The organism is Streptomyces sp. SAI-135 (assembly GCF_029893805.1).
GTDB lineage: Bacteria > Actinomycetota > Actinomycetes > Streptomycetales > Streptomycetaceae > Streptomyces.
Window position 1 is genome coordinate 5,834,505 of the sequence record NZ_JARXYP010000002.1, and the last position, 26,962, is coordinate 5,861,466.

General features: G+C 70.1%; 28 protein-coding genes and 1 pseudogene. 26 read left to right on the forward strand and 3 right to left on the reverse strand.

Annotation, left to right across the window (positions count from 1 at the left end; translation table 11 throughout):
* Window positions 1-16 precede the first annotated feature (16 nt).
* From M2163_RS31060 to M2163_RS31080, 5 genes are all read left to right on the forward strand, one after another.
* Window positions 17-1,147 (forward strand): sugar kinase, encoded by a 1,131-nt coding sequence (locus tag M2163_RS31060; protein ID WP_280849592.1) that lies wholly within the window; start codon window positions 17-19, stop codon window positions 1,145-1,147.
* Window positions 1,144-1,905: an IclR family transcriptional regulator gene (locus tag M2163_RS31065; protein ID WP_280849591.1), complete on the forward strand. Its 762-nt coding sequence runs from the start codon at window positions 1,144-1,146 to the stop codon at window positions 1,903-1,905. Before M2163_RS31060 ends, M2163_RS31065 begins: the two co-directional genes overlap by 4 nt.
* On the forward strand, window positions 1,902-2,312 hold the full coding sequence (locus tag M2163_RS31070) for a RidA family protein (protein WP_280895633.1): 411 nt from the start codon (window positions 1,902-1,904) through the stop codon (window positions 2,310-2,312). The genes M2163_RS31065 and M2163_RS31070 overlap by 4 nt, the downstream gene beginning before the upstream one ends.
* A 105-nt stretch (window positions 2,313-2,417) precedes the next feature.
* Window positions 2,418-3,890 (forward strand): gluconate:H+ symporter, encoded by a 1,473-nt coding sequence (locus M2163_RS31075; RefSeq protein WP_280849590.1) that lies wholly within the window; start codon window positions 2,418-2,420, stop codon window positions 3,888-3,890.
* A 64-nt stretch (window positions 3,891-3,954) separates the two neighbouring features.
* Window positions 3,955-4,434, forward strand: coding sequence for a hypothetical protein (locus tag M2163_RS31080; RefSeq protein ID WP_280895634.1), 480 nt, complete (start codon window positions 3,955-3,957; stop codon window positions 4,432-4,434).
* A gap of 22 nt (window positions 4,435-4,456) precedes the next feature.
* On the opposite strand, the gene M2163_RS31085 is transcribed toward M2163_RS31080, so the two are convergent.
* Entirely contained in the window at window positions 4,457-5,791 is a 1,335-nt protein-coding gene (locus tag M2163_RS31085; RefSeq protein ID WP_280849587.1) for a M14 family metallopeptidase, read from the reverse strand.
* 220 nt (window positions 5,792-6,011) lie between these two features.
* Here M2163_RS31085 and M2163_RS31090 point away from each other — a divergent pair, with 220 nt between their 5' ends.
* Together M2163_RS31090 and M2163_RS31095 are read left to right on the forward strand one after the other, a co-directional pair.
* Window positions 6,012-7,328 (forward strand): Nramp family divalent metal transporter, encoded by a 1,317-nt coding sequence (locus tag M2163_RS31090; protein ID WP_280849586.1) that lies wholly within the window; start codon window positions 6,012-6,014, stop codon window positions 7,326-7,328.
* A 73-nt stretch (window positions 7,329-7,401) separates the two neighbouring features.
* Window positions 7,402-7,803: a hypothetical protein gene (locus M2163_RS31095; RefSeq protein WP_280849585.1), complete on the forward strand. Its 402-nt coding sequence runs from the start codon at window positions 7,402-7,404 to the stop codon at window positions 7,801-7,803.
* 19 nt (window positions 7,804-7,822) lie between these two features.
* Here M2163_RS31095 and M2163_RS31100 read toward each other — a convergent pair whose 3' ends face one another.
* Window positions 7,823-9,502: a glycoside hydrolase family 18 protein gene (locus tag M2163_RS31100; protein WP_280895635.1), complete on the reverse strand. Its 1,680-nt coding sequence runs from the start codon at window positions 9,500-9,502 to the stop codon at window positions 7,823-7,825.
* A gap of 256 nt (window positions 9,503-9,758) precedes the next feature.
* Here M2163_RS31100 and M2163_RS31105 point away from each other — a divergent pair, with 256 nt between their 5' ends.
* The 17 genes and pseudogenes from M2163_RS31105 (at window position 9,759) to M2163_RS31185 (ending at window position 24,899) form a co-directional block, all read left to right on the forward strand.
* Window positions 9,759-10,670, forward strand: coding sequence for a hypothetical protein (locus tag M2163_RS31105; protein ID WP_280895636.1), 912 nt, complete (start codon window positions 9,759-9,761; stop codon window positions 10,668-10,670).
* 66 nt (window positions 10,671-10,736) lie between these two features.
* Window positions 10,737-11,444, forward strand: coding sequence for a Flp pilus assembly protein CpaB (cpaB, locus tag M2163_RS31110; RefSeq protein ID WP_280849582.1), 708 nt, complete (start codon window positions 10,737-10,739; stop codon window positions 11,442-11,444).
* Window positions 11,445-11,453: 9 nt separating this feature from the next.
* Complete coding sequence (locus M2163_RS31115) at window positions 11,454-12,704, forward strand: P-loop NTPase (RefSeq protein ID WP_280849581.1); 1,251 nt, start codon at window positions 11,454-11,456, stop codon at window positions 12,702-12,704.
* A 506-nt stretch (window positions 12,705-13,210) separates the two neighbouring features.
* Window positions 13,211-13,609 carry a TadE/TadG family type IV pilus assembly protein gene (locus M2163_RS31120; protein ID WP_348540981.1) on the forward strand — a complete coding sequence of 133 codons (399 nt, stop codon included), beginning with the start codon at window positions 13,211-13,213 and terminating at the stop codon, window positions 13,607-13,609.
* Between the two features lies 1 nt (window position 13,610).
* On the forward strand, window positions 13,611-13,964 hold the full coding sequence (locus tag M2163_RS31125) for a TadE/TadG family type IV pilus assembly protein (protein WP_280895637.1): 354 nt from the start codon (window positions 13,611-13,613) through the stop codon (window positions 13,962-13,964).
* Between the two features lie 12 nt (window positions 13,965-13,976).
* A complete protein-coding gene (locus tag M2163_RS31130; RefSeq protein ID WP_280849578.1) occupies window positions 13,977-15,314 on the forward strand; it encodes a CpaF family protein in 1,338 nt (445 codons plus the stop codon).
* Between the two features lie 11 nt (window positions 15,315-15,325).
* Window positions 15,326-16,270: a type II secretion system F family protein gene (locus M2163_RS31135; RefSeq protein ID WP_280849577.1), complete on the forward strand. Its 945-nt coding sequence runs from the start codon at window positions 15,326-15,328 to the stop codon at window positions 16,268-16,270.
* A gap of 16 nt (window positions 16,271-16,286) precedes the next feature.
* Window positions 16,287-17,174: a DUF5936 domain-containing protein gene (locus M2163_RS31140; RefSeq protein WP_280897344.1), complete on the forward strand. Its 888-nt coding sequence runs from the start codon at window positions 16,287-16,289 to the stop codon at window positions 17,172-17,174.
* A 212-nt stretch (window positions 17,175-17,386) separates the two neighbouring features.
* Window positions 17,387-18,580, forward strand: coding sequence for a histidine kinase (locus tag M2163_RS31145; RefSeq protein ID WP_280897345.1), 1,194 nt, complete (start codon window positions 17,387-17,389; stop codon window positions 18,578-18,580).
* Between the two features lie 32 nt (window positions 18,581-18,612).
* Entirely contained in the window at window positions 18,613-19,407 is a 795-nt protein-coding gene (locus M2163_RS31150; RefSeq protein WP_280895638.1) for a response regulator transcription factor, read from the forward strand.
* A gap of 112 nt (window positions 19,408-19,519) precedes the next feature.
* Window positions 19,520-19,681 carry a hypothetical protein gene (locus M2163_RS31155; RefSeq protein ID WP_280897346.1) on the forward strand — a complete coding sequence of 54 codons (162 nt, stop codon included), beginning with the start codon at window positions 19,520-19,522 and terminating at the stop codon, window positions 19,679-19,681.
* Complete coding sequence (locus M2163_RS31160) at window positions 19,678-20,283, forward strand: pilus assembly protein TadG-related protein (RefSeq protein ID WP_280897347.1); 606 nt, start codon at window positions 19,678-19,680, stop codon at window positions 20,281-20,283. Before M2163_RS31155 ends, M2163_RS31160 begins: the two co-directional genes overlap by 4 nt.
* Before the next feature lie 36 nt (window positions 20,284-20,319).
* Window positions 20,320-20,901, forward strand: a complete 582-nt coding sequence (locus M2163_RS31165) for a hypothetical protein (protein WP_280895639.1) — start codon at window positions 20,320-20,322, stop codon at window positions 20,899-20,901.
* An 8-nt stretch (window positions 20,902-20,909) separates the two neighbouring features.
* A pseudogene (locus M2163_RS31170) lies at window positions 20,910-21,541 on the forward strand (OmpA family protein).
* Between the two features lie 90 nt (window positions 21,542-21,631).
* Window positions 21,632-21,970, forward strand: a complete 339-nt coding sequence (locus tag M2163_RS31175; RefSeq protein WP_280895640.1) for a hypothetical protein — start codon at window positions 21,632-21,634, stop codon at window positions 21,968-21,970.
* A 62-nt stretch (window positions 21,971-22,032) separates the two neighbouring features.
* Entirely contained in the window at window positions 22,033-24,270 is a 2,238-nt protein-coding gene (locus M2163_RS31180; protein ID WP_280895641.1) for a hypothetical protein, read from the forward strand.
* Complete coding sequence (locus tag M2163_RS31185) at window positions 24,270-24,899, forward strand: hypothetical protein (RefSeq protein WP_280895642.1); 630 nt, start codon at window positions 24,270-24,272, stop codon at window positions 24,897-24,899. Before M2163_RS31180 ends, M2163_RS31185 begins: the two co-directional genes overlap by 1 nt.
* A 100-nt stretch (window positions 24,900-24,999) precedes the next feature.
* On the opposite strand, the gene M2163_RS31190 is transcribed toward M2163_RS31185, so the two are convergent.
* On the reverse strand, window positions 25,000-25,362 hold the full coding sequence (locus M2163_RS31190; RefSeq protein ID WP_280895643.1) for a DUF192 domain-containing protein: 363 nt from the start codon (window positions 25,360-25,362) through the stop codon (window positions 25,000-25,002).
* Between the two features lie 98 nt (window positions 25,363-25,460).
* Between M2163_RS31190 and M2163_RS31195 the strand changes: the two genes are divergently transcribed.
* Together M2163_RS31195 and M2163_RS31200 are read left to right on the forward strand one after the other, a co-directional pair.
* A complete protein-coding gene (locus tag M2163_RS31195) occupies window positions 25,461-26,027 on the forward strand; it encodes a dihydrofolate reductase family protein (RefSeq protein ID WP_280895644.1) in 567 nt (188 codons plus the stop codon).
* Window positions 26,028-26,120: 93 nt separating this feature from the next.
* Complete coding sequence (locus M2163_RS31200; protein ID WP_280895645.1) at window positions 26,121-26,909, forward strand: methyltransferase domain-containing protein; 789 nt, start codon at window positions 26,121-26,123, stop codon at window positions 26,907-26,909.
* The last annotated feature ends 53 nt before the right edge of the window (window positions 26,910-26,962 follow it).

A 26,962-nucleotide genomic window follows, 5' to 3' on the forward strand; every position in this document is an offset into this window, starting at 1 on the left:
AGGAGCTACGACCATCGTGAATGCCCCCGACGCCGTGGACGTCGTCGCGCTCGGCGAGTCCATGGTCACGTTCCTGCCCACCCGGCCGGGACGGCTCGCCGACGTGCCGTCCTTCGACCGGGCGATCGGCGGGGCGGAGTCGAACGTGGCCTGCGGGCTGGCGGCCGCCGGGTTCGCTGTCCGATGGGTCAGCCGGGTCGGGGCGGACGGGTTCGGGGATCACCTGGTCGAGACGATCGCGGGGTACGGGGTCGATGTCTCGGCGGTCGGCCGTGACGCTTCGCGGCCCACGGGGGTGTACTTCCGTACGGCGGGGGACCGGGGCTCGGACGGGCACGAGGTCGCCTACTACCGGGCGGGGTCCGCCGCTTCCGCCATGTCCGTGGCCGACGTGGACCTGTCGGCGGTACGGGCGGGGCGGGTGCTGCACCTGTCGGGGATCACCGCCGCGTTGTCCTCCGGGTGCCTGGAGCTGGTGCGTGAGCTGATGACTCCCGCGCCGGGACGTCCGCTCGTGTCCTTCGACGTCAATCACCGGGCCGGGCTGTGGCGGGACGCGGAGGGTCCACGGGTGCTGCTGGAGCTGGCGCGGGGGGCCGACATCGTGTTCGTCGGGGAGGACGAGGCGGAGGAGGCGTGGGGGGTCACGGGGGGTCCGGCGGCTGTTCGTCGGGTGCTGCCCGAGCCCGGGGTGCTGGTGGTGAAGCAAGGAGGACGGGGGGCTACGGCATTCGTTTCGGCGGCGGGTGGTGGTGGGCTGGTCGCGCAGTTCCCCGCGCCCCCAGGTGGGTCCACGCACGCCACTTCGGCTGCGACGGGCGACACCCACTCCCGACCAGCCGAAGCTCACGTCACCTTCGTTCCCGCCCTCTCCGTCGACGTCGTCGCCACCACCGGTGCCGGTGACGCCTTCGCCGCCGGGTTCCTCTCCGCGACCCTTCGCGGCCTCCCTGTGAAGGACCGGCTGAGACACGGCCACCTCTGGGCCGCCGCCGCGCTCACCGTCCCCGGCGACCTCGCCGTACCCCCCGCCCGCGCACACGCCGACCGCCTCGCCGCCCTCGACGACGACACGTGGGGGACACTTCGACTCGGCCCCGGCTGGACGCAAGCCGACAGGGCCCCGGAGGAGGTACGCACCCCATGAGCCAGACCGTCGACCGAGCACTCAGCATCCTGCCGCTGCTCGCCGAGGGCCCCGCCGACCTCGGACAGGTCGCCGACCGCCTCGGCGTCCACAAGTCCACCGCGCTGCGACTCCTCCGCACGCTCCACGAACACGGCATGGTCTACCGGCAGTCCGACCAGCGCTACCGCCTGGGCGCCCGCCTCATCGCGCTCGCCCAGGAGGCCATGGAGAACCTCGACATCCGCGAGATCGCCCACCCCCACCTCGTACGGCTGAACGAGCAGTGCGGCCACACCGTCCACCTCGCCGTGTACGAGGAGGACGAAGTGCTCTACATCGACAAGGTCGAGAGCCGCTACCCGGTGCGGATGTACTCGCGGATCGGCAAACCGGTCGCCATCACCGTCGCCGCTGTCGCCAAGCTGCTGCTCGCCGATCTGCCCGAGGCCGAGCGGCACGCCCTCGCGGACAAGCTCGACTACCCCCTGTACACGGCCCGTTCGACACCCAACGCCCCTGCCTTCCTCAAGGAGCTGGAGCGCGTGCGCGAACAGGGCTGGGCCACCGACCTCGGTGGCCACGAGGAGTCCATCAACTGCGTCGCGGCCCCCGTCCGCGGCGCCGACGGCAGGGTCGTCGCCGCGATGTCGGTCTCCGCGCCGAACGTCGTCGTCACCGCCGAGGAACTCCTCACCCTCCTCCCGCAGGTCCGCCGTACGGCCGACGCCATCAGCGGCGAGTACTCCGGCAGAACAACAGCTAAGGACCCCGTATGACGGACAAGACCGCGCTCACCCCGAGCACCCACACCACTCCGCCCGCGAAGTTCTCCCACGGGGTGCGCAAGGGCAACATCCTCCAGGTCGCCGGCCAGGTCGGCTTCCTGCCGGCCGAGGAGGGCAAGCCGCCCACGCCCGCCGGGCCCACCCTGCGCGAGCAGACCCTCCAGACCCTCGCCAACGTCAAGGCGATCCTGGAGGAGGGCGGCGCCTCCTGGGACGACGTGATGATGATCCGCGTCTATCTGACGGACGTCGACCACTTCGCCGAGATGAACTCGATCTACAACACCTACTTCGAGGAGCAGGGCCTCACCCAGCCTCCCGCCGCGCGCACGACGGTCTACGTCGGTCTGCCCGCGGGCCTGCTCATCGAGATCGACGCGCTCGCCGTCCTCGGCTGACGCACCCCCGACTCCCGCACGCCGCACACGGCACGGCACCTCTCGCGGTGCCGTGCCGCGATCCCCCCTGCCCGAAAGCTCCATGGACTTACGCAGAGGACCCCCATGTCCCTACCGCTCGCCGCGACCACCGAGACACCTCCGCACACCGGTGGCCTGCTCCTCCTCGTCGACGGCACCGCGGGCCTCCTCACGGTCGCCGCCCTCGGTATCGCCCTGCTGCTCTTCCTGATCATCAAGGTCAGACTCCAGCCCTTCGTCGCCCTGCTCGGCGTCTCCATAGCCGTCGGCCTGCTCGCGGGCCTCTCGGTCACCGAACTCTTCGGCACCGTCCAGCGGTCGGACGCCGTGTCCACCATCGAGTCCGGGATGGGAGGCATCCTCGGCCATGTCGCGATCATCATCGGCCTGGGCACCATGCTCGGGGCGATCCTCGAAGTCAGCGGCGGCGCCGAGGTGTTGGCGTCCCGGCTGCTGAACCTCTTCGGGGAGAAGCGGGCGCCCCTCGCCATGGGCCTCACCGGCCTCGTCTTCGGCATCCCGGTCTTCTTCGACGTCGGCATCTTCGTGCTCGCGCCCATCGTGTACGCGGCGGCCAAGCGCAGCGGCAAGTCGATCCTGCTCTACTGCCTGCCGCTGCTGGCGGGCCTGTCGATGACCCACGCCTTCCTGCCGCCGCACCCGGGCCCGGTCGCGGCCGCCGGCCTGCTCCACGTGGACCTCGGCTGGGTCATCCTGATGGGCATCGTCTGCGGCATCCCGGCGGTGCTGGCCGCGTGGGCGTTCTCCGCGTGGGTCGGCCGGCGCATCTTCGTCGCCGTACCGCAGGACATGGTGGAGGCGGCCGCGGAGGCCAGGCAGGCCGTGATCGAGGAGCAGCGCGCGCAGGGAGTCGTACCGCGGGAGGACCCCGTGTCCCTCGGCACGGTCCTCGGCATCATCGGTACGCCCCTCGTCCTGATCCTCGCCGCCACGTTCTCCTCGATCGCGTTCGACCCCTCCACGGGCCGCTCGGTCATCGAGTTCTTCGGCAGCCCCTTCGTGGCGCTGACGATCGCCCTGGTCCTCGCCTACTACCTGCTCGGCATCCGCCGCGGCTGGTCCCGCAGGTCGCTGGAGACGGTGTCGACGGCGTCCCTCAAGCCGGTCGGCAACATCCTGCTCGTCGTCGGCGCGGGCGGTGTCTTCGGCGCGGTCCTGAAGGCCAGCGGGGTCGCCCAGGCGCTCTCGGACACCTTCAACGACGTCGGCCTGCCGGTGCTCGTGCTGTCGTACCTGATCTCGGTGGTCCTGCGGGTCGCCCAGGGCTCGGCGACCGTCGCGATCGTGACCACCGCGGGCATCGTGGCGCCGCTCCTGTCGGAGGGCCACCACTCCCAGGCCTTCGTCGCCCTCGTCATCATGGCCATCTCGGCCGGCTCCATCTTCGCCTCGCACGTCAACGACGGCGGCTTCTGGATGGTCGCCAAGTACTTCGGCATCAGCGAACGCGACACGTTGAAGACGTGGACCGTGCTGGAGACGGTGCTGTCGGTGGCCGGGTTCGCGGTGGCGGCCGTACTGAGCGTCTTCGTGTAGGCGTCCGATAACGATGTAGGGGCCGACTGTGCCGGGCACAGGATCGTCGACCATACTGCCCGCTGTGGAGCAGCGCATAGGTTCGAGCAGCCAGCCCCTGGAAGGCGCCGGATTCGACCCGGCCTACATCCCCGGGCTCACCTCACCCGTGTCCGGCGAGGCGGAGTCCGTCCCGGAGGACGCGGAGGTGACTTCGGAGGAGGTCGTCGAGGAGTCTGCCGAAGAGCCCGTCGAGGAGGAGACCTTCGACGGGCCCGTCTTCGAGGCCTCCGACCGCCGCGCGCGGATCGTCGCCGACCACCGGGGCGTCCGCCTCGCCCTCGACGACCAGTCCTGCGAGTTCCGCTGGGACGAGATCGGCGCGGTCGAGACGGAGACGCCCCGGTTCGGCAAGCGGTACACCGTCACGGTCCACACCCCGGACCGCCGCTGGTACCCGATCGAGATCGAGGCGGCCTCACGATCCGACTTCGCCAAGTGGGACGAGCAGTTGGACGCGGTGATGGACGAGTACTTCGAAGAGGAGTCGGCGGAATCCGACTAGGGGCGCGGGTACCCACGGACCCCTAGCAGTACTGCGCCTGCTTCCCGATGGACCGGTACATGCAGTCCGAGTTCTCCAGCAGTTGCAGCACCGCGTCCCGGTTGCGTGACGTCTCCCGCTCGATGACCTCGTCGGGCGGGTAGAAGCCGCCGCCGGAACTCGACGACGGGTACATCTCGAAGGTGTACGAGAAGATCTTGTGCGTGCCCCAGAGGTAGTCGTCGATCGACCCGTCGGTGATGTACAGGTCGCTCGCCTGCTCCGGCGTGTAGCCGTTGCTCGCGGCCATCTTCTGCCCGACCGCCTTGAACACGGCGTTGTCGTCCGCGGTCATCCCGGTCGCCGTGTCGGAGTAGGTGTACCCGTAGGGCCACAGCACCAGTTCGCTGTACGTGTGGAAGTCGATGTTGGTCTTGATCTGCTGCACGCCGCCGACGACCCGGCTGCGCACGAAGTTGGCGACCACCTTGACCTCGGGCGCCGACTCGGCGGCCGTACCCCGGTAGGTCTCGGAGGACGTGGACCCGGACGAGCCGCCGCAGCAGCCCCAGCGGTAGGCCCAGTTGCGGTTGAGGTCCGTACCGACCGCCGACGAACCGGAGTTGGGCTGCCGGTTCTTGCGCCAGGAGCGGTAGGAGCCGGAGGCGATGTCGTACTCGCCGCCGTCCGGGTTGAGGTCGGGGACGATCCAGATCTCGCGGTTGTTCACCATGTTCGTCACCCGTGAGTCGCTCCCGTAGCCCGCGCCGAGTTCGCGCAGCAGGTACAGGGCCATCTCGACGGTGAGGTGCTCGCGGGCGTGCTGGTGGTGGGTGAACAGCACCTCGGGCTCGGCCTCGTCGGTCGCCACGTTGTCGCTGATCTTGATGGCGACGATGTCCCGGCCCTGGTACGACGTGCCGATGACCCGCTTGCTCATGATGTTCGGGTAGGCGGCGAGACGCTGGTCGATCTCGGCGTTCATCTCGGCGTAGTTGTGGTAGCGAGAGTCGGCCGAGGGGAAGTCGAAGAGCCGGGCCTCGTCCTCCGCGGCCCGGTCCGGGGCGGCGCCGAGGGCTGTCACCTCGTAGCCGAGACCGCGCAGCTTCCTGATCTGGTCCGCGCGGCCGGAGACCACGACGGTCTCCTCGTCCGCCTCGTCGACCGTCACTCCGGTCTGCTGGATCGCCGTACGGGTCACGGGGGTTGTCTGCTGGTGGATCTCGTACTGGCGTACGTCCTCGCTGCCCGGTGCCCGCTTCGGGGCGCTGTCTGCGTTCGCGGAGAGCGGGGCGGCGAGGGCGAGGGCAAGAACGGCGGCGAGGGCGGCGGAGCGTCTGGCGCCGAGGACGCCGGAACCGCGTGTGCGAAGTCGCATGAAGTCTCCTGTGTTCTCCAGGGTTCCGGGATCTCCGGAAGTGGGGGAGTGGAGCGGGGTGTCTCAGCGACGTGCTGCCGGTGCGGGTGTGCGGCACATCGTCCACTTATGGCATGACCAGGTCAAGAGTGGACCAGGGTGTGATGGCGTGAAACCGTGCCGACTTCCTTCACCGCACGCCCTCTTGCCGGGCGGCGATCTTTGGGGTTTCTTGACCTTCATGGCGGACACCACGGACAACACAGTGACCGGTGAGGCGAACTCCGTACCGCGCAGGTCCAGTTGGCGCTACATCGGCCCGGGGATCGTCGTGGCCGCGACCGGCGTGGGCGCCGGTGACCTGGTCGCCACGCTCATCGCGGGCAGCAACTTCGGCTACACCCTGCTGTGGGCCGCGGTGATCGGCTGCCTCGTCAAGATCTCCCTGGCGGAGGCGGCGGGCCGCTGGCACCTGTCCACCGGCAGCACCCTGTTCGACGGCTGGGCGAGCCTGGGCCGCTGGACCACCTGGTTCTTCGCCGTCTACGTGGTGATCTGGGGCTTCGTGTACGGCGCGGCGGCGATGTCGTCGAGCGCGCTGCCGCTCCAGGCGCTGTTCCCGGACGTGATGGACCTCGAATGGTGGGCCATCGCCTGCGGTCTTGTCGGCCTGGTCTTCGTCTGGTTCAACAAGTACGCGGTCTTCGAGAAGGTCATGACGCTCCTGGTGGGCGTCATGTTCGTGGTGACGGTGTACCTGGCGATCCGGGTCACCCCGAACCTGGGCGACGCCTTCGCGGGCCTGCTGCCCGTGCTGCCCGACGAGAAGGACTCCATCCTCAACACCCTGGGCCTGATCGGCGGCGTGGGCGGCACCATCACACTCGCCGCGTACGGCTACTGGGTCAACGCCAAGGGCTGGACCGACACCGGCTGGATGAAGGTGATGCGGCTCGACAACCGGGTCGCCTACATCACCACCGGCATCTTCGTCGTCGCCATGCTCTTCGTCGGCGCGGAACTGCTGCACAGTGCAAACGTCGCGATCGCGAGCGGCGACAAGGGGCTCATCCAGCTCAGCGACATCCTGGAGGACGAGTACGGCTCGGCCACCGCCAAGTTCTTCCTGATCGGGTTCTTCGCCACCTCGTTCACCTCGCTGATCGGCGTCTGGCACGGCGTGAGCCTGATGTTCGCGGACTTCGTGGCGCGCTACCGCGGCCGCGGACAGGCGGCCGCCTCGGGCCAGGAGGTCGCCTCCGGCTCGCGCGAGCGCTCCTGGCCCTTCCGCGTGTACCTGCTCTGGCTGACCTTCCCGCCGATGGTCCTGCTCTTCCAGGGCCAGCCCTTCCGCCTGGTGATCATCTACGGCGTCCTCGGCGCCGCCTTCCTCCCCTTCCTGGCCGGCACGCTGATGTGGCTGCTGAACACCTCCCGCACGCCCCGGCAGTGGCGCAACGGCCCCCTCAGCAACGCCATGCTGGCGATCGCGGGCCTGCTGTTCCTGGTCCTGTGCGTGAAGCAGATCTGGGACCAGCCGTGGTCGGAGTTCTTCTGACGCCCCGGGCGGGCCGGTGACCCGGTGGTTATCCTCGGCTCCGTACGACACCACCACCCAGGGGCCCACCACGATGACCACCCAGCCACCGCCCTACGGCCACCAGCCCCCACCGGGTACGGCCCCCGCGGGCTTCGGCCCGCCCCCGCCGCCGTCGGCGTTCACCGGGCGGCCACCGTCCCCACCGGTTGCCGAGGGACCGGAGTTCATGGCGGTGGACCGCCACAACTCCGTCGTCGTCGACTCCGCGGGCGTCGCCTTCGAGGACCACGGCCACTCCGCCGAGTTCCCCTGGCACGAGATCCGCAGCGTCCACTACAAGGCCGGCCCCAACGGCAAGACCCTCATGATGGCCGTCATCCACCTCGACGGCCGCTTCTACGAGTGCGTGGTCGACGCGAAGAACCGGGACCGGCTGGGCGAGTGGTTCGCCCAACTGGCCCCGGTGCTCGGGTACTACCGGCCGCTGGTCTAGAAGCAGGCGGCCGGTCTCGCTACGGCAGGGCGTGCACGTGCGGTCCCACCGTGTTGGACCACGCGTTGCCCGCCGCCGCGTCCCAGTTCGTCGACCAGGTCATGGCGCCGCGGAGGTCGGGGTAGGTCCTGGAGGGCTTGAAGGAACCGCAGCCCGTGCCCCTGGTGAGGCAGTCGAGCGCGTTGTTCACCACGGTCGGGGAGACGTAACCGCTGCCCGCCCCGCTGGTCGACGCCGGCAGGCCCAGTCCGACCTGGGACGGTGACAGTCCGCCCTCCAGCTGGATGCAGGCCAGGGCGGTCAGGAAGTCCACCGAACCCTGGGAGTAGACCTTGCCGTCGCACCCCAGCATCGAACCGCTGTTGTAGTACTGCATGTTGACGACGGTGAGGATGTCCTTCACGTTCAGCGCGGTCTGGAAGTACGCGTTGGACGTCGACTGCATGTCGATCGTCTGCGGTGCCATCGTGAGCACCAGCGAACTGCCGGCCTTCGCGGCGAGCGAGCGCAGCGCCTGCGACATGTAGGTCGCGTTGAGCCCGTTCTCCAGGTCGATGTCGACACCGTCGAAGCCGTACGTCTGCATCAGCGCGTACACCGAGTTCGCGAAGTTCGCCGCCGAGGCCGTGTCGTTGACCGCGACCGTGCCGTTCTGGCCGCCCACGGAGACGATGACCTTCTTGCCCGCGGCCTGCTTCGCCCTGATGTCCGCCTTGAACTGGTCCACCGTGTACCCGCCGAGCCCGGCCGAGTCGAGGTTGAAGGTCACGGCACCGGGAGTCGTCGTCGCGTCCGCGAACGCCACCGCGATGATGTCGTACTGCGACTGCACGGCCGACAGCTTCTGGACCGTCGCCCCGTTGTTGAAGTTCTGCCAGTACCCGGTGACGGCGTGCCGCGGCACCGTGCCCCCGCCGCCGCCCGAGGCGGCCGTCTTCGCCGTCACGGTCCCGGACCTGCCCGACTCGCCAGCCGAGTTCGTCGCCGTGACCTGGAAGGAGTACGTCGTCGAGGCGGCGAGCCCGGTCACCGTCGCCGAGGCCCCGGTCACCGCGGTGACCTTCGTGCCGTCCCGGTAGACGTTGTAGCCCGTGGCCCCCGACACCGCGTTCCAGGCCAGGGAGACCGAGGAGGAGGACGTACCGGACACCGTCAGGCCGCCCGGCGCCCCGGGGACCGTCGGTGCCGGGTCGCCGCCACCGCCCCCGTCCGGGCCGTGGACGGACACGTCGTCGGCGAAGTAGGCCGCCTGTCCGTACCAGCCGTGCGTGTACACCGTCACCGAGGTCGTCGAGGAGCCCGCGGTGAAGGTGGTCGTCAGCTGCTTCCAGGAGGCGGAGTCCGGGGTCCAGGTCGACACGTCCGTCGTGCCGGTGCCGGTCGCGCCGAGGTAGGCGTACCCGCCCTGCACCCAGGCGCTCAGCGTGTACGTCGAGTTCGGCTTCACGGCCACCGTCTGGACGCACTTGGCGTTGTCCTGTCCGGCCGGCGTCGCCTTCAGTGCGGCCGAGCCGCCGTGCACGGGGGAGGAGACGGTCGTGCCGCTGTTGGCCGAGCAGGTCCAGTTGCTCAGGCCGGACTCGAAGCCGGCGTTCTTCGCGTTGTTGACGTCCGCGGCGGCGGCCGGCCCCGCGAACCCCAGGGCGAGGGCCGCGACGGCGGTCGTCGTCCAGAGCCGTGTTCTGCTGAGTATGGGCATGACAAGAGAGTTGGTCCAGACCAATCCCGCTGTCAAGAAGGGCGTCGAGGATGGATGCGCAACTTGCCTTTCTCCGGCTCGCGCACGTGGCAAGTGCGCCCCATCTGGGCGGTAATCGCCCCCTTTTGATCCGTCAGACCGGCCAGGAAGTCACAGAATCGCTGTTCTCCGGTCACAGAGCCGTGGTTACAGTGCTCAGGTAGTCACGCAGTGAAGTCGACCGGGTGCGCCGGAGTGATCCGTCGGACCCTCGGGCATGGGATACGGGGAGCTGCGCGTGCCAACTGCCATCGCAGTGACCGGCGCCGACATGGCGCTGCCGGCGCAGGACGAGCGGACCCTGCCCGCCGTCGTGCTCGACGGCCTCGACCGGCAACCGCTCGACCACTCGCTCGCCCTCCTCCAGGCGTTGATCGACCAGCACGGCCATGTGGTCGTCGTGTACTCCCGTGCCGTGCCCCCGGCGGTGGACCAGCGGCTGCGTACCGTGCGGTCCCTCCTGGAGAGCGACCGGATCGCCCTGTTCCAGCCCGATCTGCCGCCGCTCGGACTCGCCGTCCTCGCCCGGCAGTTGCGGCAGCTCGCCTCCTGCGACCTCAGCCCCGGCGTGCTCGCCTCGGCCGGCCGGCTGCTCACCCACTACCTCCACGCGGGCGCGCTCCTCGGCTCGGTGGCCAAGCTCGACCGGGTCCCCGTCGGGCTCAAGTCGCACGCCAAGTCCTGGGTTCCGGGCAGTCAGTTCGCCGTGCTCGCCCACCCCCAGCCCCAGCTCGTCAGGATCGCCCCGGACGCCGCCCTCGCGGGCCCGGAGTTCGCCACCTCGATGCTCGTCGCCCGCGGCCAGCTCCAGTCCGACTGGGTCTCCGGGACGCTCGCCAAGTCCTGGCGGATCCAGGGGCTGCGCGAGGCCCCGCTGCCCGCCGAGTCCGCCGAGTGGTGGGGCACCGGCAGGCTGATCGAGTTCTGCACCTTCCTGCCCGACCTGTCCGTCCTTTACCAACTGGTCACCTCGGTACGGCAGAACATCTGTCACTGGTGCGGTATCGACGTCATCGGAGACCGGTGCGTCTTCTGTTCGGCCACCGCACCCGTGGCGCCCGTCCCACAGCAACAGCCGCAGCATCAGCAACCGCAGCACCAGCGACCGCACCAACTGCCCGCCGGGTGAGCCGTACCGGATCGCCCCCGTCCCCGATTCCGCTCGACCGAGCCCCCCAACGAGGTTGTACGGTTCATGAACTCCCGTCAGCGCCGCGGCGTGATACTCCTGCTCCTGTCGGTCCTGGGCGCCCTCGCGGCCTTCGCCGGCGTGCTCTCCGTCATCGACGACGTGAAGTCCAAGGTCGGCCCCGAGGTCACGGCGTACGAGGTCAAGAAGGACATCGAGCCCTACACCCGGCTCACCGCGGCGCAGTTCGAGAAGACCGAGATGCCCGAGCGCTGGCTCTCCGCGAACGCGGTCACCGACCTCGACGCCATCCGCGACAAGATCGCCGTGACGACCCTGAAGAAGGGCTCGCTGCTCCAGAGCGACATGATCGTCGATCAGCCCGCGCTCCAGCCCGGACAGCAGGAGATCGCCATCATGATCGACGCGGCGACCGGTGTCGCCGGCAAGATCACGGCGGGCTCCGCGGTCAACGTCTACGCGACCTTCGAGGGGCAGAAGGAGGGTGACCCCGACCAGTCCAAGATCATCGTGACGAACGCGCGCGTCCTGGACGTCGGCGACCTCACCCCGCTCCAGCCCGACGCCGACGACCGCACCCGCGCCGCCACCGAGGCCCGCCCCATCACCTTCGCGCTCTCCGCCCTCGACGCCCAGCGCATCACCTACGCCGAGTCGTTCGCCAAGCGAGTCCGGCTCGCGCTGGTCGCCCCGGGCGAGACCGGGACCGTGCCCGAGCAGGAGCGCACGTACGAACTCGCGAAGGACAAGTGAGAGGCCGCCATGCCCACGAGGATCCTCCCGGCAGTCGGCGACGCGGACGCGGTCCGCTCCCTCACCACGCTGCTCAGCCAGCTCCCGGACGCCGAGCCGGTGGCCCCGGTCACCGACTCCACCCAGCTCATCGACACCCTCGCGCGACTGGCGTCGGAGTCGATCGACGAGCTGCCCGAAGTCGTGATCGTCCATGAGCGCATCGGCCCCGTCCCGGCCCTGGAACTCATCCGCGAGGTCGCCCTGCGCTTCCCGGCCGTCGGCGTCATCCTCGTCACCTCCGACGTCAGCCCCGGCCTCTTCCAGGCCGCCATGGACTACGGCGCCCGCGGCCTGATCTCCCTCCCGCTCGGCTACGAGGAGCTCGCCACCCGGGTGCACGCGGTCGCCCAGTGGTCGACGGGCGTACGACGGCACCTGGGCGCCGCCACCGACGTGTTCACCGGCGTCGGCGGCACCGTCGTCACCGTCAGCGGGGCCAAGGGCGGGGTCGGCGCCACCACCACCGCCGTCCAGCTCGCCCTCGCCGCCCAGGCCTCCGGGCGCACCACCGCCCTGCTCGACCTGGACCTGCAGACCGGCGACATCGCCTCCTACCTGGACGTCCAGTTCCGCCGCTCGGTCGTCGACCTCGCCACCATCACCGACATCTCCCCGCGCGTCCTGGCCGACGCCGTCTTCTCCCACGACACCGGCCTCGCGCTGCTGCTCGCCCCCGGCGAGGGCGAACGCGGCGAGGAGGTCACCGAGCGCGCCGCCCGCCAGATCGTCAGCGCCCTGCGCTCCCGCTACGAGGTCGTCGTCGTGGACTGCGGGGCCCAGCTCAGCGGGGCCGGCGCGGCGGTCGTGGAAATGGCCGACACGGCGTTGCTCGTCACCACCCCGGACGTGGTCGCCGTCCGCGGCGCCAAGCGTGCCGTGCGCATGTGGGACCGGCTCCAGGTCCGCAAGGCCGAGGAGACCACCGTCGTCGTCAACCGCCACAGCCGCGGTACGGAGATCCAGCCCGCGCTCATCCAGAAGATCACCGGCACGGGCGTCGCGGCTACCGTGATCCCGGCGAACTTCAAGGAGCTCCAGGGCGCGGTGGACGCGGGCCGGGTCCACGAACTCGACCCCAAGGGCACGGTCAAGCAGGCCCTGTGGACCCTCGCCGGCGAACTCGGCCTGGTCAAGGGCACGGAGTCCAACTCCCACCGCAACGGCGGCCGGGACCGCGGCGCGTTGGCCTTCCGGCGACGCAAGGAGCTGGGGAGGTGAGCGCGGCGGCGTGGGCCTGGTCGGCGGATCGGGGGCGTCGGCGTGCGGCTTGTCGGTGCGAGGGGTGCGTTACGGATCTGGGCCGTCCGATCGAGGGGCGCTGCACGGACGCCCCGGGTTGTCGACGTGAGTTGTGCGTTACGGACCCGGGCCGTGGGATCGAGGGGCGGGTTGCGGACGACCCGGGCCGTCGGATCGAAGGGCGCCGGCCGGCCGGGTCGGGTGTGGGCCGGTGCGGACAGCCGCGAGGCGGGGTTTCGGCGGTCGGCGCCACCGCGGTCGGCGCCACCGGGGCTGGCACCACCCGGGCCGACGCCACCGAGGCCGGAGGCGTGGTCTCCGGAGGGCCGGGTGCGAGGGGACGGCTTCCCGGGCGGATGAGCACCGCAGGCGCGCTTCCCGGGGGCATGAACACCGCGGCTGTGCTCGCCGCAGGCGCACTATCCGCTGGCGCGCTATCCGCGGGCACGCTCCCCGCAGGCACACGTGCCGTGTCCCGCGGCGCCGTGGGGCGGGCCGGGCGGACGGGGTCTCGGCGGTCCCGCGGGGACGACGGACAGGTCACCGTCGAGTTCCTCGGGATGACCCCGCTCATCCTGATCACGCTGGTGTTGCTGTGGCAGTTCGTGCTGTTGGGGTACACCTTCACGCTCGCGGGGAATGCTGCGGACGAGGCGGTACGGGCGGCGACGGCGGCGGCGCCGGGGGAGCGGGAGGCCGCGTGCGAACAGGCGGGACTGGACAAGCTGCCCGGCGCCTGGAGCGGCACGGTGGACTGCGCGACCGGCGGCGGCTATGTCACGGCCGACGTCCACCTCGACGTCCCCGTCCTGTTCCCGGGGGCGATCGCCTTCCCCTTCCAGGTCGACGGACACGCGGGCGCGGTGGAGGAGGACAAGGACTGAGATGCCGTACTCCCACAGGCGCCTTCGCGACCGCGGCCAGGTGGCCCTCGAATACCTGGGCTTCATCCCCATCCTGATCCTCGTCGCCATGGCCGGCGTCCAGATCGGGCTCATCGCCTACACCGCCCAGCAGGCCGGCACCGCGGCCAGGGCCGGGGCGCGGGCCGCCTCGCTGGGCCTGAGCGCGCAGGACGGCTGTGTGAACGCGATCAGCGACTGGCTGTCCGTCGACTGCACCGAGGGCGGGGGCGGCGACTCGGTCACCGTCACCGCCACCGTGCAGATCCCGTCGATCGTCTTCGGCTGGAACTTCGACCCCGCCGTCAAGACCGCCACCATGCCGCTCGACCACTGAACGAGGTACCCCATGAGTCTGCGGTCCCGCATCAACACCCCCGAGGAGAACGGCAGCCGGGGCGAGGACGGCCACCTCGTCTCCTCCTACCGGGCCAAGCTCCTGGAGGAGATCGACCTTGCCGAGATGAGCTCGCTGGCGGCGGCCGAGCGCCGGGCCCGCCTGGAGCGGGTGCTCGGGCACATCATCAGCCGCGAGGGCCCGGTCCTGTCGACCGTCGAACGCTCGCAGCTCATCCGCCGGGTGGTCGACGAGGCGCTCGGTCTCGGCATCCTGGAACCGCTGCTCGAGGACGCCTCCATCACCGAGATCATGGTCAACGGCCCGGACTCGATCTTCGTCGAACGCGGCGGCCGCGTCGAGCAGTTGCCGCTGCGCTTCCCCTCCCACGACCAGCTGATGCAGACCATCGAACGCATCGTCTCCACGGTCAACCGGCGGGTCGACGAGACCAACCCGATGGTCGACGCGCGCCTGCCGTCCGGCGAGCGCGTCAACGTCATCATCCCGCCGCTCTCCCTGACCGGCGCGATCCTCACCATCCGCCGTTTCCCCCGCTCCTACACGCTCCAGGAACTGGTCGGCTTCGGCTCGCTGGACGAGAACATGCTGTACCTGCTGGCGGGCCTGGTGCAGGCACGCTTCAACATCATCGTGTCGGGCGCGACGGGCACCGGAAAGACGACCCTGCTCAACGCCCTGTCCGGACTGATCCCGGAGGGCGACCGGATCATCACCATCGAGGACTCCGCCGAACTCCAGCTCCAGCAGCGGCACGTGGTCCGCCTGGAGTCCCGCCCGCCGAACGTGGAGGGCAAGGGCCGGGTCACCATCCGCGACCTGGTCCGCAACTCACTGCGCATGCGCCCCGACCGGATCGTGGTCGGCGAGGTCCGCGGCGGCGAGTCCCTCGACATGCTCCAGGCCATGTCGACGGGCCACGACGGCTCCCTCGCCACGGTCCACGCCAACAGCGCCGAGGACGCGCTGATGCGGTTGAAGACCCTCGCCTCCATGTCGGAGGTGGAGATCCCCTTCGAGGCCCTGCACGACCAGATCAACAGCGCGGTCGACGTGATCATCCAGCTCACCAGGTTCGCCGACGGCGCCCGCCGGATCACCGAGATCGCCCTGCTCGACAGCCACGGCAGCGAGCCGTACCGCCTGGCGACGGTGGCCCGCTTCGACGCCCAGCCCATGGCGGCGGACGGCCGGATCTACGGCCGGTTCGCGTACTTCCCGCTCCCGCGCCGCACCGTCGACCGCCTCTACATGGCGAGCCAGCCCACCCCCCAGGCCTTCGGGGTGGCCCAGTCCGCGGCCCAGTTGGCCCTCCGAGAAGCCAGGTAGGACCCACCCCCATGGACCTCCAGACCCTAGTCGGCCTCACCATCGGCGCCACCCTGCTGACGTGCGTCCTCGCCGTCGTGGGCGTCCACGTCTACGCCAGGGGACGGGCACAGCGGGCGGCCCTGGTCGACCGGCTGACGGCCGCGGGCCAGGTGCCGTACACCGGCCGCCGCCGGCACTTCCGCGACCTGGACCGCCGGCTGCGCCGTACCCGGCTCGGCCGGGAGCTGGAACTGCGGCTGGCGGCGACCGGTCTCGACGTGACCCCGGGCGAGTTCTTCGCCGCGATGATCGGACTCGTCGGCGGCCTGTGGCTGATCGGCCAGGCCACCCTGGCCCCCTTCTTCGGGCCGCTGGCCGGCCTCGCGGGGGTCTGGGCGGCGGTGCAGTTCCTCAACTGGCAGCGCCAGAAGCGCATCGAGAAGTTCATCAACCAACTCCCCGAACTGGCCCGCATCCTGGCCAACGCCACCCACGCCGGACTCGCCCTGCGCACCGCGATCGGCATGGCGGCGGAGGAGCTGGAGGCCCCGGCCGGTGAGGAACTGGCCAACGTGGCGAACCAGTTGGCGGTCGGCGTGGCCATGGAGGACGCACTCGACGAGATGGCGAAGCGGCTGCCGTCCCGGGAGCTGGTGGTCCTGGTCACGACCCTGGTGCTGTCGAACCGGGCGGGCGGCCAGGTGGTCAGCGCCCTGCGCAACCTCACCGAGACGCTGGAGGAACGCAAGGAGACCCGGCGCGAGGTCCGCACCCAGCTCTCCCAGGTGAGCATGACGTCGTACGCGGTCCCGGTCCTCGGCATCGGCTCGCTGTTCCTGATGAACGGCGTCAAGGACGGCGCGCTGGAGCGGATGACGGGCTCACCGCTCGGCCAGGGCGCGGTGATCATCGCCTTCGCCCTCTACGCGGTGGGCTTCGTACTGATCCGCCGCATGTCACGGATTGACGTCTGAGGAGGGGGCGGCTGTGATCGGTATCGGACTGGCCCTGCTGATGGCCCTGAGCGTGTGGGGCGTCTTCGCCGGCATCCGCATGTACCGGGCCGAGGCGAAACTGCCGAGCGACCTGGTGCTGGCGCTGGAGGTCGGATCGACCCGCACCGGCGCCGTCGACTCCCTGATCGACCGCATGGGCATGCGCTACGCCCCCGCCGTCCTGCGCCTGATGGGCCCCAAGCAGGTCGCCAAGTACCGCCGCAAGATCGACCTGGCGGGCAACCCGGGCGGCCTGACCATCAACCGCTACGCGGCCCGCCGGGCGGTCTACGGCTTCCTGGGCGCCCTGGGATTCCTGGTCTTCCTCCTCCGCGGCCAGATCCTGGTGGCCCTGCTCCTGCTGGCCTTCGGGGCGTTCTGGACGGAGGTCGGCATCTGGTCGGCGATCCGGGTCAGGAAGGACGTCATCGAGCGCACCCTCCCTGACTTCCTGGACGTGCTGGCGGTCGTGGTGAGCGCCGGCCTGGGCTTCCGCCAGGCCCTGGACCGGGTGGCCTCCAAGTACGAGGGCCCCTGGGCCGACGAACTGCGCATCACCCTGCGCCAGATGGACCTGGGCATGAGCCGCCGCCAGGCCTTCGCGGAACTGCGCCGCCGCAACGACTCCGAACAGGTGGCGATGTTCGTGACGGCGCTCCAGCAGGGCGAGGAACTGGGCGCCCCCATCGTGGACACCCTGGTCTCCCTGGCCAAGGACATGCGCCGCACGGACGCCCAGAACGCCCGCCGCAAGGCCGCCCGCGCGGTCCCCAAGGCCACCATGATGATCACCACGTTCATGGTCCCGGCCACCATGCTGCTCCTGGCCGCGGGCCTGCTCCTCGGCTCCGGCACCGACTTCGGCACGATCACGGGGAAGTAGGGGGCCGGGCGATGTCGATGACGGATGCGGGAAGGCGCCGGCAGGTGACACCGGCGCGGGCGAGGGCCGAGGACGGACGCGGGGCGCCGGAGCCGGACACCCGCCCTGCCGGGGACCCGGCGGCGCCGGAACCGGACACCCGCCCCGCCGGGGACCCGGCGCGCCCCGCCGACGTACCCGCGCTGGACCTCCAGGTCAACGCCCTCCAGGCCATGTGCCGCCAGGTGTTCGGCTTCCGCCTGGCGATGATCGCCCTGGCCGCCCCCGCCGCCCTCCTCAACGCCAACCCGGGCCTGGGGACCCGCCTGGTCGGCGCCGCGGTGGTCGTCACCTTCATGGTCTCGTACGCCCTCTTCAGGGACTGGGAACGCTTCGGCCCCCTCCTGCTGCGCCACCCCGCCCTGCTGGCCGCGGACACCCTCTTCGCCAGCCTCCTCCTGATCTCCGCGGGCCCCGACACCACACTCGCCTACGTCAGCGTCTGCACCCCCCTCCTCGCCGGCATCGCCTACAGCTGGCGCGGCGCCGCGGTCTTCGCGTCCCTTCAGTCCCTGATCCTCCTGCTGGCCCAGACGGCCCTCCCGCACCCGAACACGACCCCCGCCGACTTCCTTCTGCTCCCCGGTTTCTGCGTGATCACGGGCGCGGTCGGCTCCACCCTGCGCGGCCTCCTGCTCCGCTTCGGCACCGCGACCCAGGCCCTCACCGCGATGAAGGCCCGGCTGGCCGTGACGGAGGCGATCGGCGAGGAACGGGCGCGCCTGGCACGGGAGATGCACGACTCGGTGGCGAAGACCCTGCACGGCGTGGCGCTGGCGGCGGAGGGCCTGGCGGCTTCCGCGGCAGCCCCCGCCCCGGACCCGGCGCTGCTCCGACAGCAGGCCGACCTCGTGGCCCGGGCGGCCCGCAGGGCGGCGACGGAGTCCCGTGAACTCCTCACGGACCTGCGCGGGGACCCGTCCCCGGTGACGGACGTACTCGAGGAACTGGCGTCCCGCACAAGGAACTTCAACACCCGCACCACGCTCCCCACGACCTACCGGCCGCCCGACCCCCCGCACCCCGCCCTTCCCGTCCCGCCTCCCGTGGCGCGGCAACTCCTCACCATCACCGAGGAGGCGATGGAGAACGCCCACCGGCACGCCGGGGCCACGCGTGTCGACGTCACGGCGGACATCACCCCCGACCACCGACTGCTCAGCATCAGCGTCCAGGACGACGGCCGCGGACTCCCGCCGGACACCACCCTCGACGAACTGCGCCGCTCCGGCCACTTCGGCCTGGTCGGCATGGTGGAACGCGCCGAGTCGGTGGGCGCCCGACTCCACATCGGCGAGGGCCCGGACGCCAAGGGCACGGAGGTACTCCTCCAACTCCCCCTGTCACCCCCGCAACCGCACCGATGACCACCCCCCACCCCACGAGAGGAGGCCGCGACATGCCGGACGACCCCGAGCACCCCACCCCACCGATCGCCCTGTTCCCGACGGCCCCGGCCACCCCCGTCCGGATCGTCGTCGCCGACGACAACCCGGTGGTCCGAGCGGGCCTCACCGCGCTTCTCTCGGGCCGCCCGGACATCACGGTCGTGGCGGAGGCGGCGGACGGCCGCGAGGCGTACGAGGCCGCGCGCCGGCACCGCCCGGACGTGGTTCTGCTGGACGTCCGGATGCCGGGCGTGGACGGCATCTCCGCGCTCCCGTACCTCGTCCCGATCGCCCCGGTGCTGATGCTGACGTACAGCGGAGAGCCGGAGACGGTCCAGGAGACGCTGCGCCGGGGAGCCGACGGCTACCTCGTCCACGGCGAGTTCACGGCGGACCAGCTCGCCGCGGCCGTACGGGACACCGCGCGGGGCCGCACCCACCTCACACCCACGGCGGCGAGCGCCCTCCTTGCCCAACTACGCGATGCGAATGCACACGTAAATCCCCATCTCCCCGCCTCCGTGCAGCAAATCCCCCTCAAAGGACTTTCGCAACTGCAACCATCTGTGGGACAGTCGTCCTTGGACAGGTCGCGTTTCCAACTCAGCGCGAGGGAGGCGGAGATCATGGACCTCATCGCATCCGGCATGACCAACCAGCAGATCGCCGCCGCCTGCTTCATCAGCGAGAAGACGGTCAAGAACCACATCAACCGCATCTTCGCCAAGCTCCACAGCACGAGCCGCTCCGAGGCCGCCGCGAAGTGGCTGGGCACGGCCCCGAGCCCGGGCCGAGGGGTGGGGTGAGCCGTGCCGACACGAGCTTGGGCCCGGATTTGGGCCCAGGGGCCCTGCGCGGAACACGATCCGCGGGTCTACGTTCCGGTTGTCGATGGCGGCGACACCGAAGGGTCACACGATGAGCAACCGGTTCAACGACGACAAGGGTCAGACCGCGGTCGAGTACCTGGGCATCATCGCGGTGGTGGTGGCGATCGTGCTGGCCATTACGGGGACGGACATCGGCAGCACGATCTACGACGCGATCACCGAGCAGATCGCCAACGTCACCGGCGGCTGACGCGCCTCTACCCGCACAGCGACGCAGGGCAGGCATTCCCCATCTACATCACGGTGGTGGGGGGCCTGCTCCTTCTCGCGTTCGCCTTCCTCGCGGTCGGCCAGGCCGCGGCCAACCGGAGCAGTGCCCAGACGGCGGCCGACGCGGCAGCCCTGGCAGCAGCCCTGGACACCCGGGACGAGCTCACCGACGAATGGGTGGAGAACATACTCGACCCCACCACGTGGCGCGACATCTTCAACGGTGACGGCGTTCTCTTCGAGGGCTGCGCCCGGGCGACCCAGCTGGCCGCGCAGAACGACGCGACCGTGCAGTGCGGTGCACACCCGGAGTGGGAAGATCCGGGCTACGAAGTCGAGGCCACCACCAATCAGAGCGTCGGTGACTCCATCGTCCCCGGCACCGAAAGCGCGCATTCGACCGAGCGCGCCCGCGCCGTGATCGAGCCGCGCTGCGAGTTCGAGCTGCCCGGTGCGGGGGCCGGCCCGACCGTGCTGCCGAAGCTCACATGCGACGACGGCGTCGACTGGTCCCTGGACCCGGAAGACCTCACGGATCTCCCGAAACCCGAGGACCTCTTCGACGTCCACCTGGCGGACTGACAAGCTGACGACACCACTGACGAAGGAAGCAGAGCGATGAGCATTCGGTTCACGGCGAGGGCCCGCAGGGGGATCGTCACGCTGACGGTCGCGGCCGGACTGGCCGTCGGTGTGGCCGGCTGCGGCGGTGGCGGCAACGACGGCGAGAAGCCCGAGACTTCGGCTTCCGCCTCCAAGGGAGACGGCTCCAAGCCCAGTACCCAGGAGGGGCAGGCGGACGTGCCTCTGGCCGAACTGAAGGGCCAGGACGGACTGCTGCTCCAGATCACCTCCGCGGAGCGGGACGCCGGTGGCTTCGTCACCGTGAACGGAAACCTGAAGAACGACAGTGCCAAGAGCGTCGTCGTTCCAGCGGCGGTGCGGGGTGACGAGACCGAGATCGTCAGGAACGGCCGATCGTTGGGCGGGGCGACCCTCGTCGACTCCAAGGGCAAGAAGCGGTACTACGTGCTCCGGGACACCGACGGCCGCCCGCTGACCACCACGGGCTTCTCGACGCTCAAGGCGGGCGAGGACATCGCCGTGTTCATGCAGTTCCCGGCCCCACCCCAAGGCACGACGGAGGTGGCCTTCCAACTCCCCACCTTCGCCTCCGCCACCATCCAGATCTCCGGATGAAGCCCCCCATGACCGCCACCCGAACCCCACCCCGCCTGGCCCTGGCCCTCACGGTCGTCTCGCTCACCGCGGCCCTGACCCTCACGCGCCGGCCCGGGCCGACGACGGGCCCAGTGTCCCCCCGGGCACCGAACCCTCCGCCACCGCGCCCGTCGAGGTGGACCCCAACGACCCGGACCTCAAGCTCCCCGAAGGCGCCACCCTCGCCGAACCGAAGGTCCTGGACATCAAGCAGGTCGTGGAGGACCAGAGCGGGGACGAGCGCCGGGAGGACACCAACGCGGACGTGAAGTTCGCCCTCCAGGCAGAGGTCCTGTTCGGCAAGGACAGCGCGAAGCTGAACGGCGAGGCGAGGGCCCGCATCTCCGCGATCGCGGCGGAGATCAAGAACCAGAACGCCACCCGGATCCGCGTCTTCGGCTTCACCGACGACCTCGGCAGCTACGCCCACGGCCGCACCCTCTCCCGCCAGCGCGCCAACGCCGTACAGGACGTCCTCGACCAGGAGTTGAAGGACTCCGGCATCACCTACGAGGTCCGCGGCTACTCCGAGGACTACCCCATCGCCTCCAACGCGACAGAAGCGGGCCGCAAGAAGAACCGCCGGGTGGAGGTGTCGTTCCCACGGGGGGCGAGCTGACCTGGGTGGTGCAGGACAGGACCGCTCAGTGTGCCGGTGATATTTTTCTCTCCCGCCCGACAAGGTGCGGGCACCAACAGGGGGTAACGCGTGTCAACCGGGACGGACATCGAGGATCCGGCGGCCCTGAACCGTGCGGGCGCCGGAGCGCAGGACATGGCGGGCCGGACACGGACGACCGGCGCGCACCCGGTGGACGAGACGCGTTCGGCGTCCAAGGACTTCGGCAGCGGCAACTGGGACGGAGGTCTCGGGGGAGCGCTCAGCGGTCTGGCGGAGACCTGGTCGAGTCAGGTCGCGGCACTCGCGTCCAAGTGTGACGGCCTGTCCCGCCAGTGCGGCGGTTCCGGCGTGCTCTACCAGAGCACCGAGACGGCGAACACGCAGACGATGCGCGCCCTCTCGGGTGAGCCGTCGCCCTTCGGCTGAACCTGGCACACACCGGCCCATCGCCCGACGCACACACCACACCACGGGGACCCTCCGCAGCCATGCCGACGTACGAGCAGCTGTACCATCTCAATCTGAGCAACCTCAAGGCCGCCGCCGACCGTTGGCGGGAGACGGCCACCAAGTTCAAGGGGCTGCACACCGCGTACGGCGACGAGGTCGCGGCGCCTTTCAAACAGGCCGGCTGGCACCAGCCCGCCCTGACGGCGGCCAAGGCCGGCAACGACGTACGAGACGCACATCAGGAGTTCGCGGACGCGCAGAAGGAAGCGGACGGCATCGCCGGTGTCCTCACCACCCTGTACGCCGAGCTGAAGAAGGCCAAGGACGATCTCCACCGCCTCGCAGCGGTCGAGGCCCCGAAGCAGCAGCTGCACGTCAGTGCCGTCGGCGTGGTCACCCCGCGCAACGACCTGTCCCAGGACGCCGGCGCCCGCCATGACCCTGACGGTCAGGAGCTCATCCGCGAACAGCAACAGGCCTGCGACTCCTTTGCACGCCGTATCGAAGCCGTCCTCCGGCAGGCCGCCGACGCCGACGAGACCGCCTGTTGGGCCCTGCGCCGTGATCTCGGGAGTTATACGGACAACTTCAACTCCAAGGTCGTCACCTCCCTTGACGCAGCCGACGCCTCTCGCGCCCTGGAACTGGCGAAAAAGGGCTCGGAGATGTCGGACGAGGAGCTCAGGCAGCTCAACGAACTGCTGCGGGCCAACCAGGGGGACGAGGAGTTCGCCGAGAAGTTCGCCACGGGCCTGGGCGGCCGAGGCACCCTGGAGTTCTGGGCAGACATGGCCGACCCGGCCGGAGAGTACGGCGCTGCACGGCCGGAACGGGAAGAGCTGCTGAAGGAACTCCAGAAGGACCTCGGCGGCACCCTGGGGACCGCCACCCAGTCCGACAGCAAGGAAATGCAGGCCTGGAAGAACGAGGTCATCGGACTCGGACCGAAGCCGCTCGGCATCGACGACGCGAGCAATCCGGCCGGCTTCCAGGTGATGAGCAGCCTGATGAGAAACGGCAAGTACGAGCCCCGGTTCATGGAGGACTACGGCAAGGCCCTCATCGCCACCGACAAGTCGTTCGGCAAGGACGTCGAGTCCGACTGGTTCGGTGACAACGGCGTCGGCAAGCTGAACTACATCGGCAGCAACGAAGGCAGCACCGACCCCATGACCGGCTACATGGAGGGTCTCGGGCGCTGCCCTGAAGCCGCGACGAACATCTTCGGGAACGAGGAGTACTTCGACTACCTCACCGACGATCGGAAGTGGTTCCAGGACGAGGAGTGGCCGGCCTTCGATCCGGAGACCGGCGAACGGATCCCGGCTCCCATCAGCGGTTACAACCAGCTGGGCCATGCCCTGGAAGCGGCCACGACCGGCCATCCCTATGACGAGGCGCCGCCGAAGGACCTCCCTGCGCACACCGACAAGCAGGCCGAGATCATGCAGAAGATCGTCCACGGTGTCTCCAAGGACCCGGAGATGGCCCGTGACGGCATGTACGACAGCCTCGGCCGGATGAGCGGCGAGTACATGCCGGACTTCAGCAGGGCCATGGCCAGCGACAAGTCGGCAGAAGGACTGGCTCTCTTCCCGCTGGAGGGGGCACAGGCGAACTTCGGCGAGCAGGACGCGACGCGGTTCCTCATGACGGTCGGCAAGGACCCCGAGGGATACGCAGCGGTCAACCTCGGACAGACGGCCTACGCGGCAAATCTGTACGACTACCACCTCAAGCATCCGGACGCCTACGCGCCGGACACCGACGAAGCCCTGAAGAACATCGCGCACTCGTCGGGGGAGATCCAGGGAGCCATCGCCGTCGGGCGTCAGGAGACGGAAATCGGGGACGCCGTCGAGGCCGACAAGAAGTACAACGACGCCTTGGAACGCAACGGCGCCTGGGCCTCCGGCGTGGTGGGCACCGGTATCGGAGTCGGTACGTCCTTCATCGCCACGCCTGCCACGGGAGCCGTTGTGGGTGGTGCGGCCACGACCATCAGCGGCGACATCATCAACCAGATCGTGGACGGCAAGGAGCAGGACAGCACCGGCAAGGTCGTCTACAGCAGCGGTCAGGACTGGCAGCACGTCAAGGACTCCACCGCGCAGGTGAACCAGGACGCCGTGCAGGCGGCGGTCGAAGCCCACGGGACCTCGCACACCCAGAACTTCAACAGCATCATCGCCGCCGAGACAACGGCGGGAATCGTCGAAGCCCAGGCCAACCTGCCCGGATACGGTCGTGACCTGGGCGCGGAAAGCAGAGACTGATGAAATCCGTAGTGGTAGTGGCAACGAGCGCCGTCGTCGTGGCTGGTTGCCTCGTCGGAGGTTTCCTGGTCGGGAGGGCGTTCCCGGACTCTGAAAGGGATCACCTCGACAGCCGTGACATCTGTGCCGGTGACGACTTCCAGATGCAGGTGGCCGCGTTCGAACGCATCCTCCCGCAGGGAAGGAACGTCGCCTCCTCCGCCACCTCACGCAGCACTGACATCGCCGACGAACTGAACTCGACCTGCCGTATCTCCGTCGACGGCGAGAACGCCTTCCATCTCGAGAGCCAGACCGTCACCATGTCAGCCGACACATGGGAGAAGAGCCTTCTGGCGGACGGGGTCGTCACCAAGGCCGGACTCAAGACGTTCACGGCCGGGACTCGAGCACTTTCGTCACCCAACGCCGCAGCGATCTACCTCGCCTGCACACGCCGGGACGCCCAAGGCCGGAGCATGGCCTTGAGCATCGACGTCTCGGCCCAGGGCCCGGCGGTCTCGAAAACGGGCGCTCATCGTACGGACCTCGCCGAGATCGCCGTACAAGCGGCCCGGGTGGTCACGTTGCCGACTCAGTGCAAGTCCACGGATCCGCTACCCGAAGGGGCGCTGCCTGCCCTGAAGTGACGGCGCAGGGCCGCACCGCGTCGGCCCGATCGCCGAGGTGGCTCCGTCGGCCGATCTCGCAGTCAGCGCGTTCGGCTGAGGCGGCACGTCTCACACGACGTCACTCCACCACGATCTCCACCCGAACCCCCACCCCCACCCCCCACCCCTCCATCACCCCCGCCCCCGCCTCCAGCACATGCCGGGAACGCAGGCGGGGCAGGCCCAGGCGGCCCGGGCGCATCGTGCGGACCGCGATGACGCGGAGGTGGCGGTCGAGGTAGGCGACGTCGATGGGGAAGCGCATGCGGAAGGTGTGCACACTGCCCGCGGGGGAGAGGAGCAGGGCCCCGTCCACGGAGTCCCGTCCCAGCAGTCCCCTCGTCCGGGCCCGGTAGGAGCTCGCTATCTCCAGGGGCACGGTGACCCCGCCCCGCTCACCGTGCACGACCAACTCGCCCCGCCCGTCCAGCCAGCGCCCCATCCCGCAGCCATCTCCCGCCCTGGCGTTCCCACGCCGTCCTCGTCGCTCCCGGTACCTTGGAAGCCGATCCTCTCTCCCGCGCCCAGGTCAGGTGTCCGATGCGGAAAATCGTCCTGATGATGTCCATGTCCCTCGACGGCTACATCGAGGGCCCCGACCCCGACGACATCAGCTGGCACCGGGTCGACGACGAACTGCACGCGCACATGAACGCCACGGTCGGCAGCATGGGCGGACTGCTCCACGGCCGCCGCGTCTACGAACTGATGGCCGACTACTGGCCCACCGCCGACGCCGACCCCGAGGCGCCCGCCTCCGTCAAGGAGTTCGCCCCGATCTGGCGGGACCTCCCCAAGGTCGTCTACAGCAGGACCCTCACACACGTCGACTGGAACTCCACCCTCGTCCGCGAGGTCGTACCGGAAGAGGTGCGGGCGCTGAAGCAGCAGCCGGGCGGTGATCTGGCCCTGGGCGGGGCCGACTTGGGGGCGACCTTCCTGCGGTACGGCCTCGTCGACGAGCTGCGGGTCTACGTCCACCCCGCCCTCGTCGGCGGAGGCAAGCCCCTCTTCCCGCGCTCCGACACGCTGACCTCCCTCCGGCTCGTCGAGTCGCACACCTTCGGCAACGGCGTCGTACTGCTGCGGTACGAGCCGGCCTCGTAGAAGGCGGCAACCGGCCGGAAACGTACGGCCCGCAAGCGCACGGCCCCGAAAATCAGCGGCGCCCGCCCCCGCCCCCCTGCCACGATCAACCCCATGACCTCCCGACAGACCCGCACCTTCGAGGACCTCGTGGCCGAGGGCGCCGCCGTGCCCACCGAGGGGTGGGACTTCTCCTGGTTCGAGGGGCGGGCCACCGAGGCGCGGCCCTCGTGGGGTTACGCGCGCTCACTGGCCGGACGACTGGCCGGGGCCGCCGCGTCGCTCGACATCCAGACCGGCGGCGGCGAGGTGATGGACTTCGCCCTCGGGCAGGGGGTCAAGACGCCCGTGCTCGCCGCGGCCACCGAGGGCTGGCCGCCGAACGTCGCCAAGGCCACCGCCCTGCTGCGCCCGCGCGGCGTCGTGGTCGTCGCCGCGCCGGAGGACGCGCCGCTGCCGTTCGCGGACGCCACCTTCGACCTGGTCAGCAGCCGGCACCCGGTCAGCCCCCCATGGGCGGAGGTCGTGCGGGTGCTGCAACCCGGCGGGACGTACTTCGCCCAGCACGTCGGCCCGCGCAGCGTCTACGAACTCGTCGAGCACTTCCTCGGCCCGCAGCCCGCCGAGCAGAGCTCGGACCGCCATCCCGACCGCGAACGCGCCGCCGCGGAGGCCGCCGGACTGGAGATCGTCGACCTGCGCGCCGAGCGGCTGCGGATCGAGTTCCACGACATCGCCGCCGTCGTCCACTTCCTGCGCAAGGTGGTGTGGATGGTCCCGGGCTTCACCGTGGCGGAGTACGAGCCCCGACTGCGGTCCCTGCACGAGCGGATCGAGGCCGAGGGCCCCTTCGTCGCCCACAGCACCCGCCATCTCTTCGAGGCCCGAAAGCCGCTCGCCTGACGCGCAGAAGACTTGAAAGCGGACAATAGGGGCATGGAGGGTCGATCCACCCC

What these genes read in the sequence shown, in the direction of transcription:
- M2163_RS31100 (WP_280895635.1), bottom strand. Translation starts at nt 9,502, where the DNA reads ATGCCCATACTCAGCAGAACACGGCTCTGGACGACGACCGCCGTCGCG.
- M2163_RS31095 (WP_280849585.1), top strand. Translation starts at nt 7,402, where the DNA reads ATGACCACCCAGCCACCGCCCTACGGCCACCAGCCCCCACCGGGTACG.
- M2163_RS31115 (WP_280849581.1), top strand. Translation starts at nt 11,454, where the DNA reads ATGCCCACGAGGATCCTCCCGGCAGTCGGCGACGCGGACGCGGTCCGC.
- M2163_RS31190 (WP_280895643.1), bottom strand. Translation starts at nt 25,362, where the DNA reads ATGGGGCGCTGGCTGGACGGGCGGGGCGAGTTGGTCGTGCACGGTGAG.
- M2163_RS31125 (WP_280895637.1), top strand. Translation starts at nt 13,611, where the DNA reads ATGCCGTACTCCCACAGGCGCCTTCGCGACCGCGGCCAGGTGGCCCTC.
- M2163_RS31135 (WP_280849577.1), top strand. Translation starts at nt 15,326, where the DNA reads ATGGACCTCCAGACCCTAGTCGGCCTCACCATCGGCGCCACCCTGCTG.
- M2163_RS31105 (WP_280895636.1), top strand. Translation starts at nt 9,759, where the DNA reads ATGGGATACGGGGAGCTGCGCGTGCCAACTGCCATCGCAGTGACCGGC.
- cpaB (WP_280849582.1), top strand. Translation starts at nt 10,737, where the DNA reads ATGAACTCCCGTCAGCGCCGCGGCGTGATACTCCTGCTCCTGTCGGTC.
- M2163_RS31180 (WP_280895641.1), top strand. Translation starts at nt 22,033, where the DNA reads ATGCCGACGTACGAGCAGCTGTACCATCTCAATCTGAGCAACCTCAAG.
- M2163_RS31075 (WP_280849590.1), top strand. Translation starts at nt 2,418, where the DNA reads ATGTCCCTACCGCTCGCCGCGACCACCGAGACACCTCCGCACACCGGT.
- M2163_RS31155 (WP_280897346.1), top strand. Translation starts at nt 19,520, where the DNA reads ATGAGCAACCGGTTCAACGACGACAAGGGTCAGACCGCGGTCGAGTAC.
- M2163_RS31150 (WP_280895638.1), top strand. Translation starts at nt 18,613, where the DNA reads ATGCCGGACGACCCCGAGCACCCCACCCCACCGATCGCCCTGTTCCCG.
- M2163_RS31085 (WP_280849587.1), bottom strand. Translation starts at nt 5,791, where the DNA reads ATGCGACTTCGCACACGCGGTTCCGGCGTCCTCGGCGCCAGACGCTCC.
- M2163_RS31065 (WP_280849591.1), top strand. Translation starts at nt 1,144, where the DNA reads ATGAGCCAGACCGTCGACCGAGCACTCAGCATCCTGCCGCTGCTCGCC.
- M2163_RS31130 (WP_280849578.1), top strand. Translation starts at nt 13,977, where the DNA reads ATGAGTCTGCGGTCCCGCATCAACACCCCCGAGGAGAACGGCAGCCGG.
- M2163_RS31200 (WP_280895645.1), top strand. Translation starts at nt 26,121, where the DNA reads ATGACCTCCCGACAGACCCGCACCTTCGAGGACCTCGTGGCCGAGGGC.
- M2163_RS31070 (WP_280895633.1), top strand. Translation starts at nt 1,902, where the DNA reads ATGACGGACAAGACCGCGCTCACCCCGAGCACCCACACCACTCCGCCC.
- M2163_RS31195 (WP_280895644.1), top strand. Translation starts at nt 25,461, where the DNA reads ATGCGGAAAATCGTCCTGATGATGTCCATGTCCCTCGACGGCTACATC.
- M2163_RS31090 (WP_280849586.1), top strand. Translation starts at nt 6,012, where the DNA reads ATGGCGGACACCACGGACAACACAGTGACCGGTGAGGCGAACTCCGTA.
- M2163_RS31145 (WP_280897345.1), top strand. Translation starts at nt 17,387, where the DNA reads ATGTGCCGCCAGGTGTTCGGCTTCCGCCTGGCGATGATCGCCCTGGCC.
- M2163_RS31165 (WP_280895639.1), top strand. Translation starts at nt 20,320, where the DNA reads ATGAGCATTCGGTTCACGGCGAGGGCCCGCAGGGGGATCGTCACGCTG.
- M2163_RS31185 (WP_280895642.1), top strand. Translation starts at nt 24,270, where the DNA reads ATGAAATCCGTAGTGGTAGTGGCAACGAGCGCCGTCGTCGTGGCTGGT.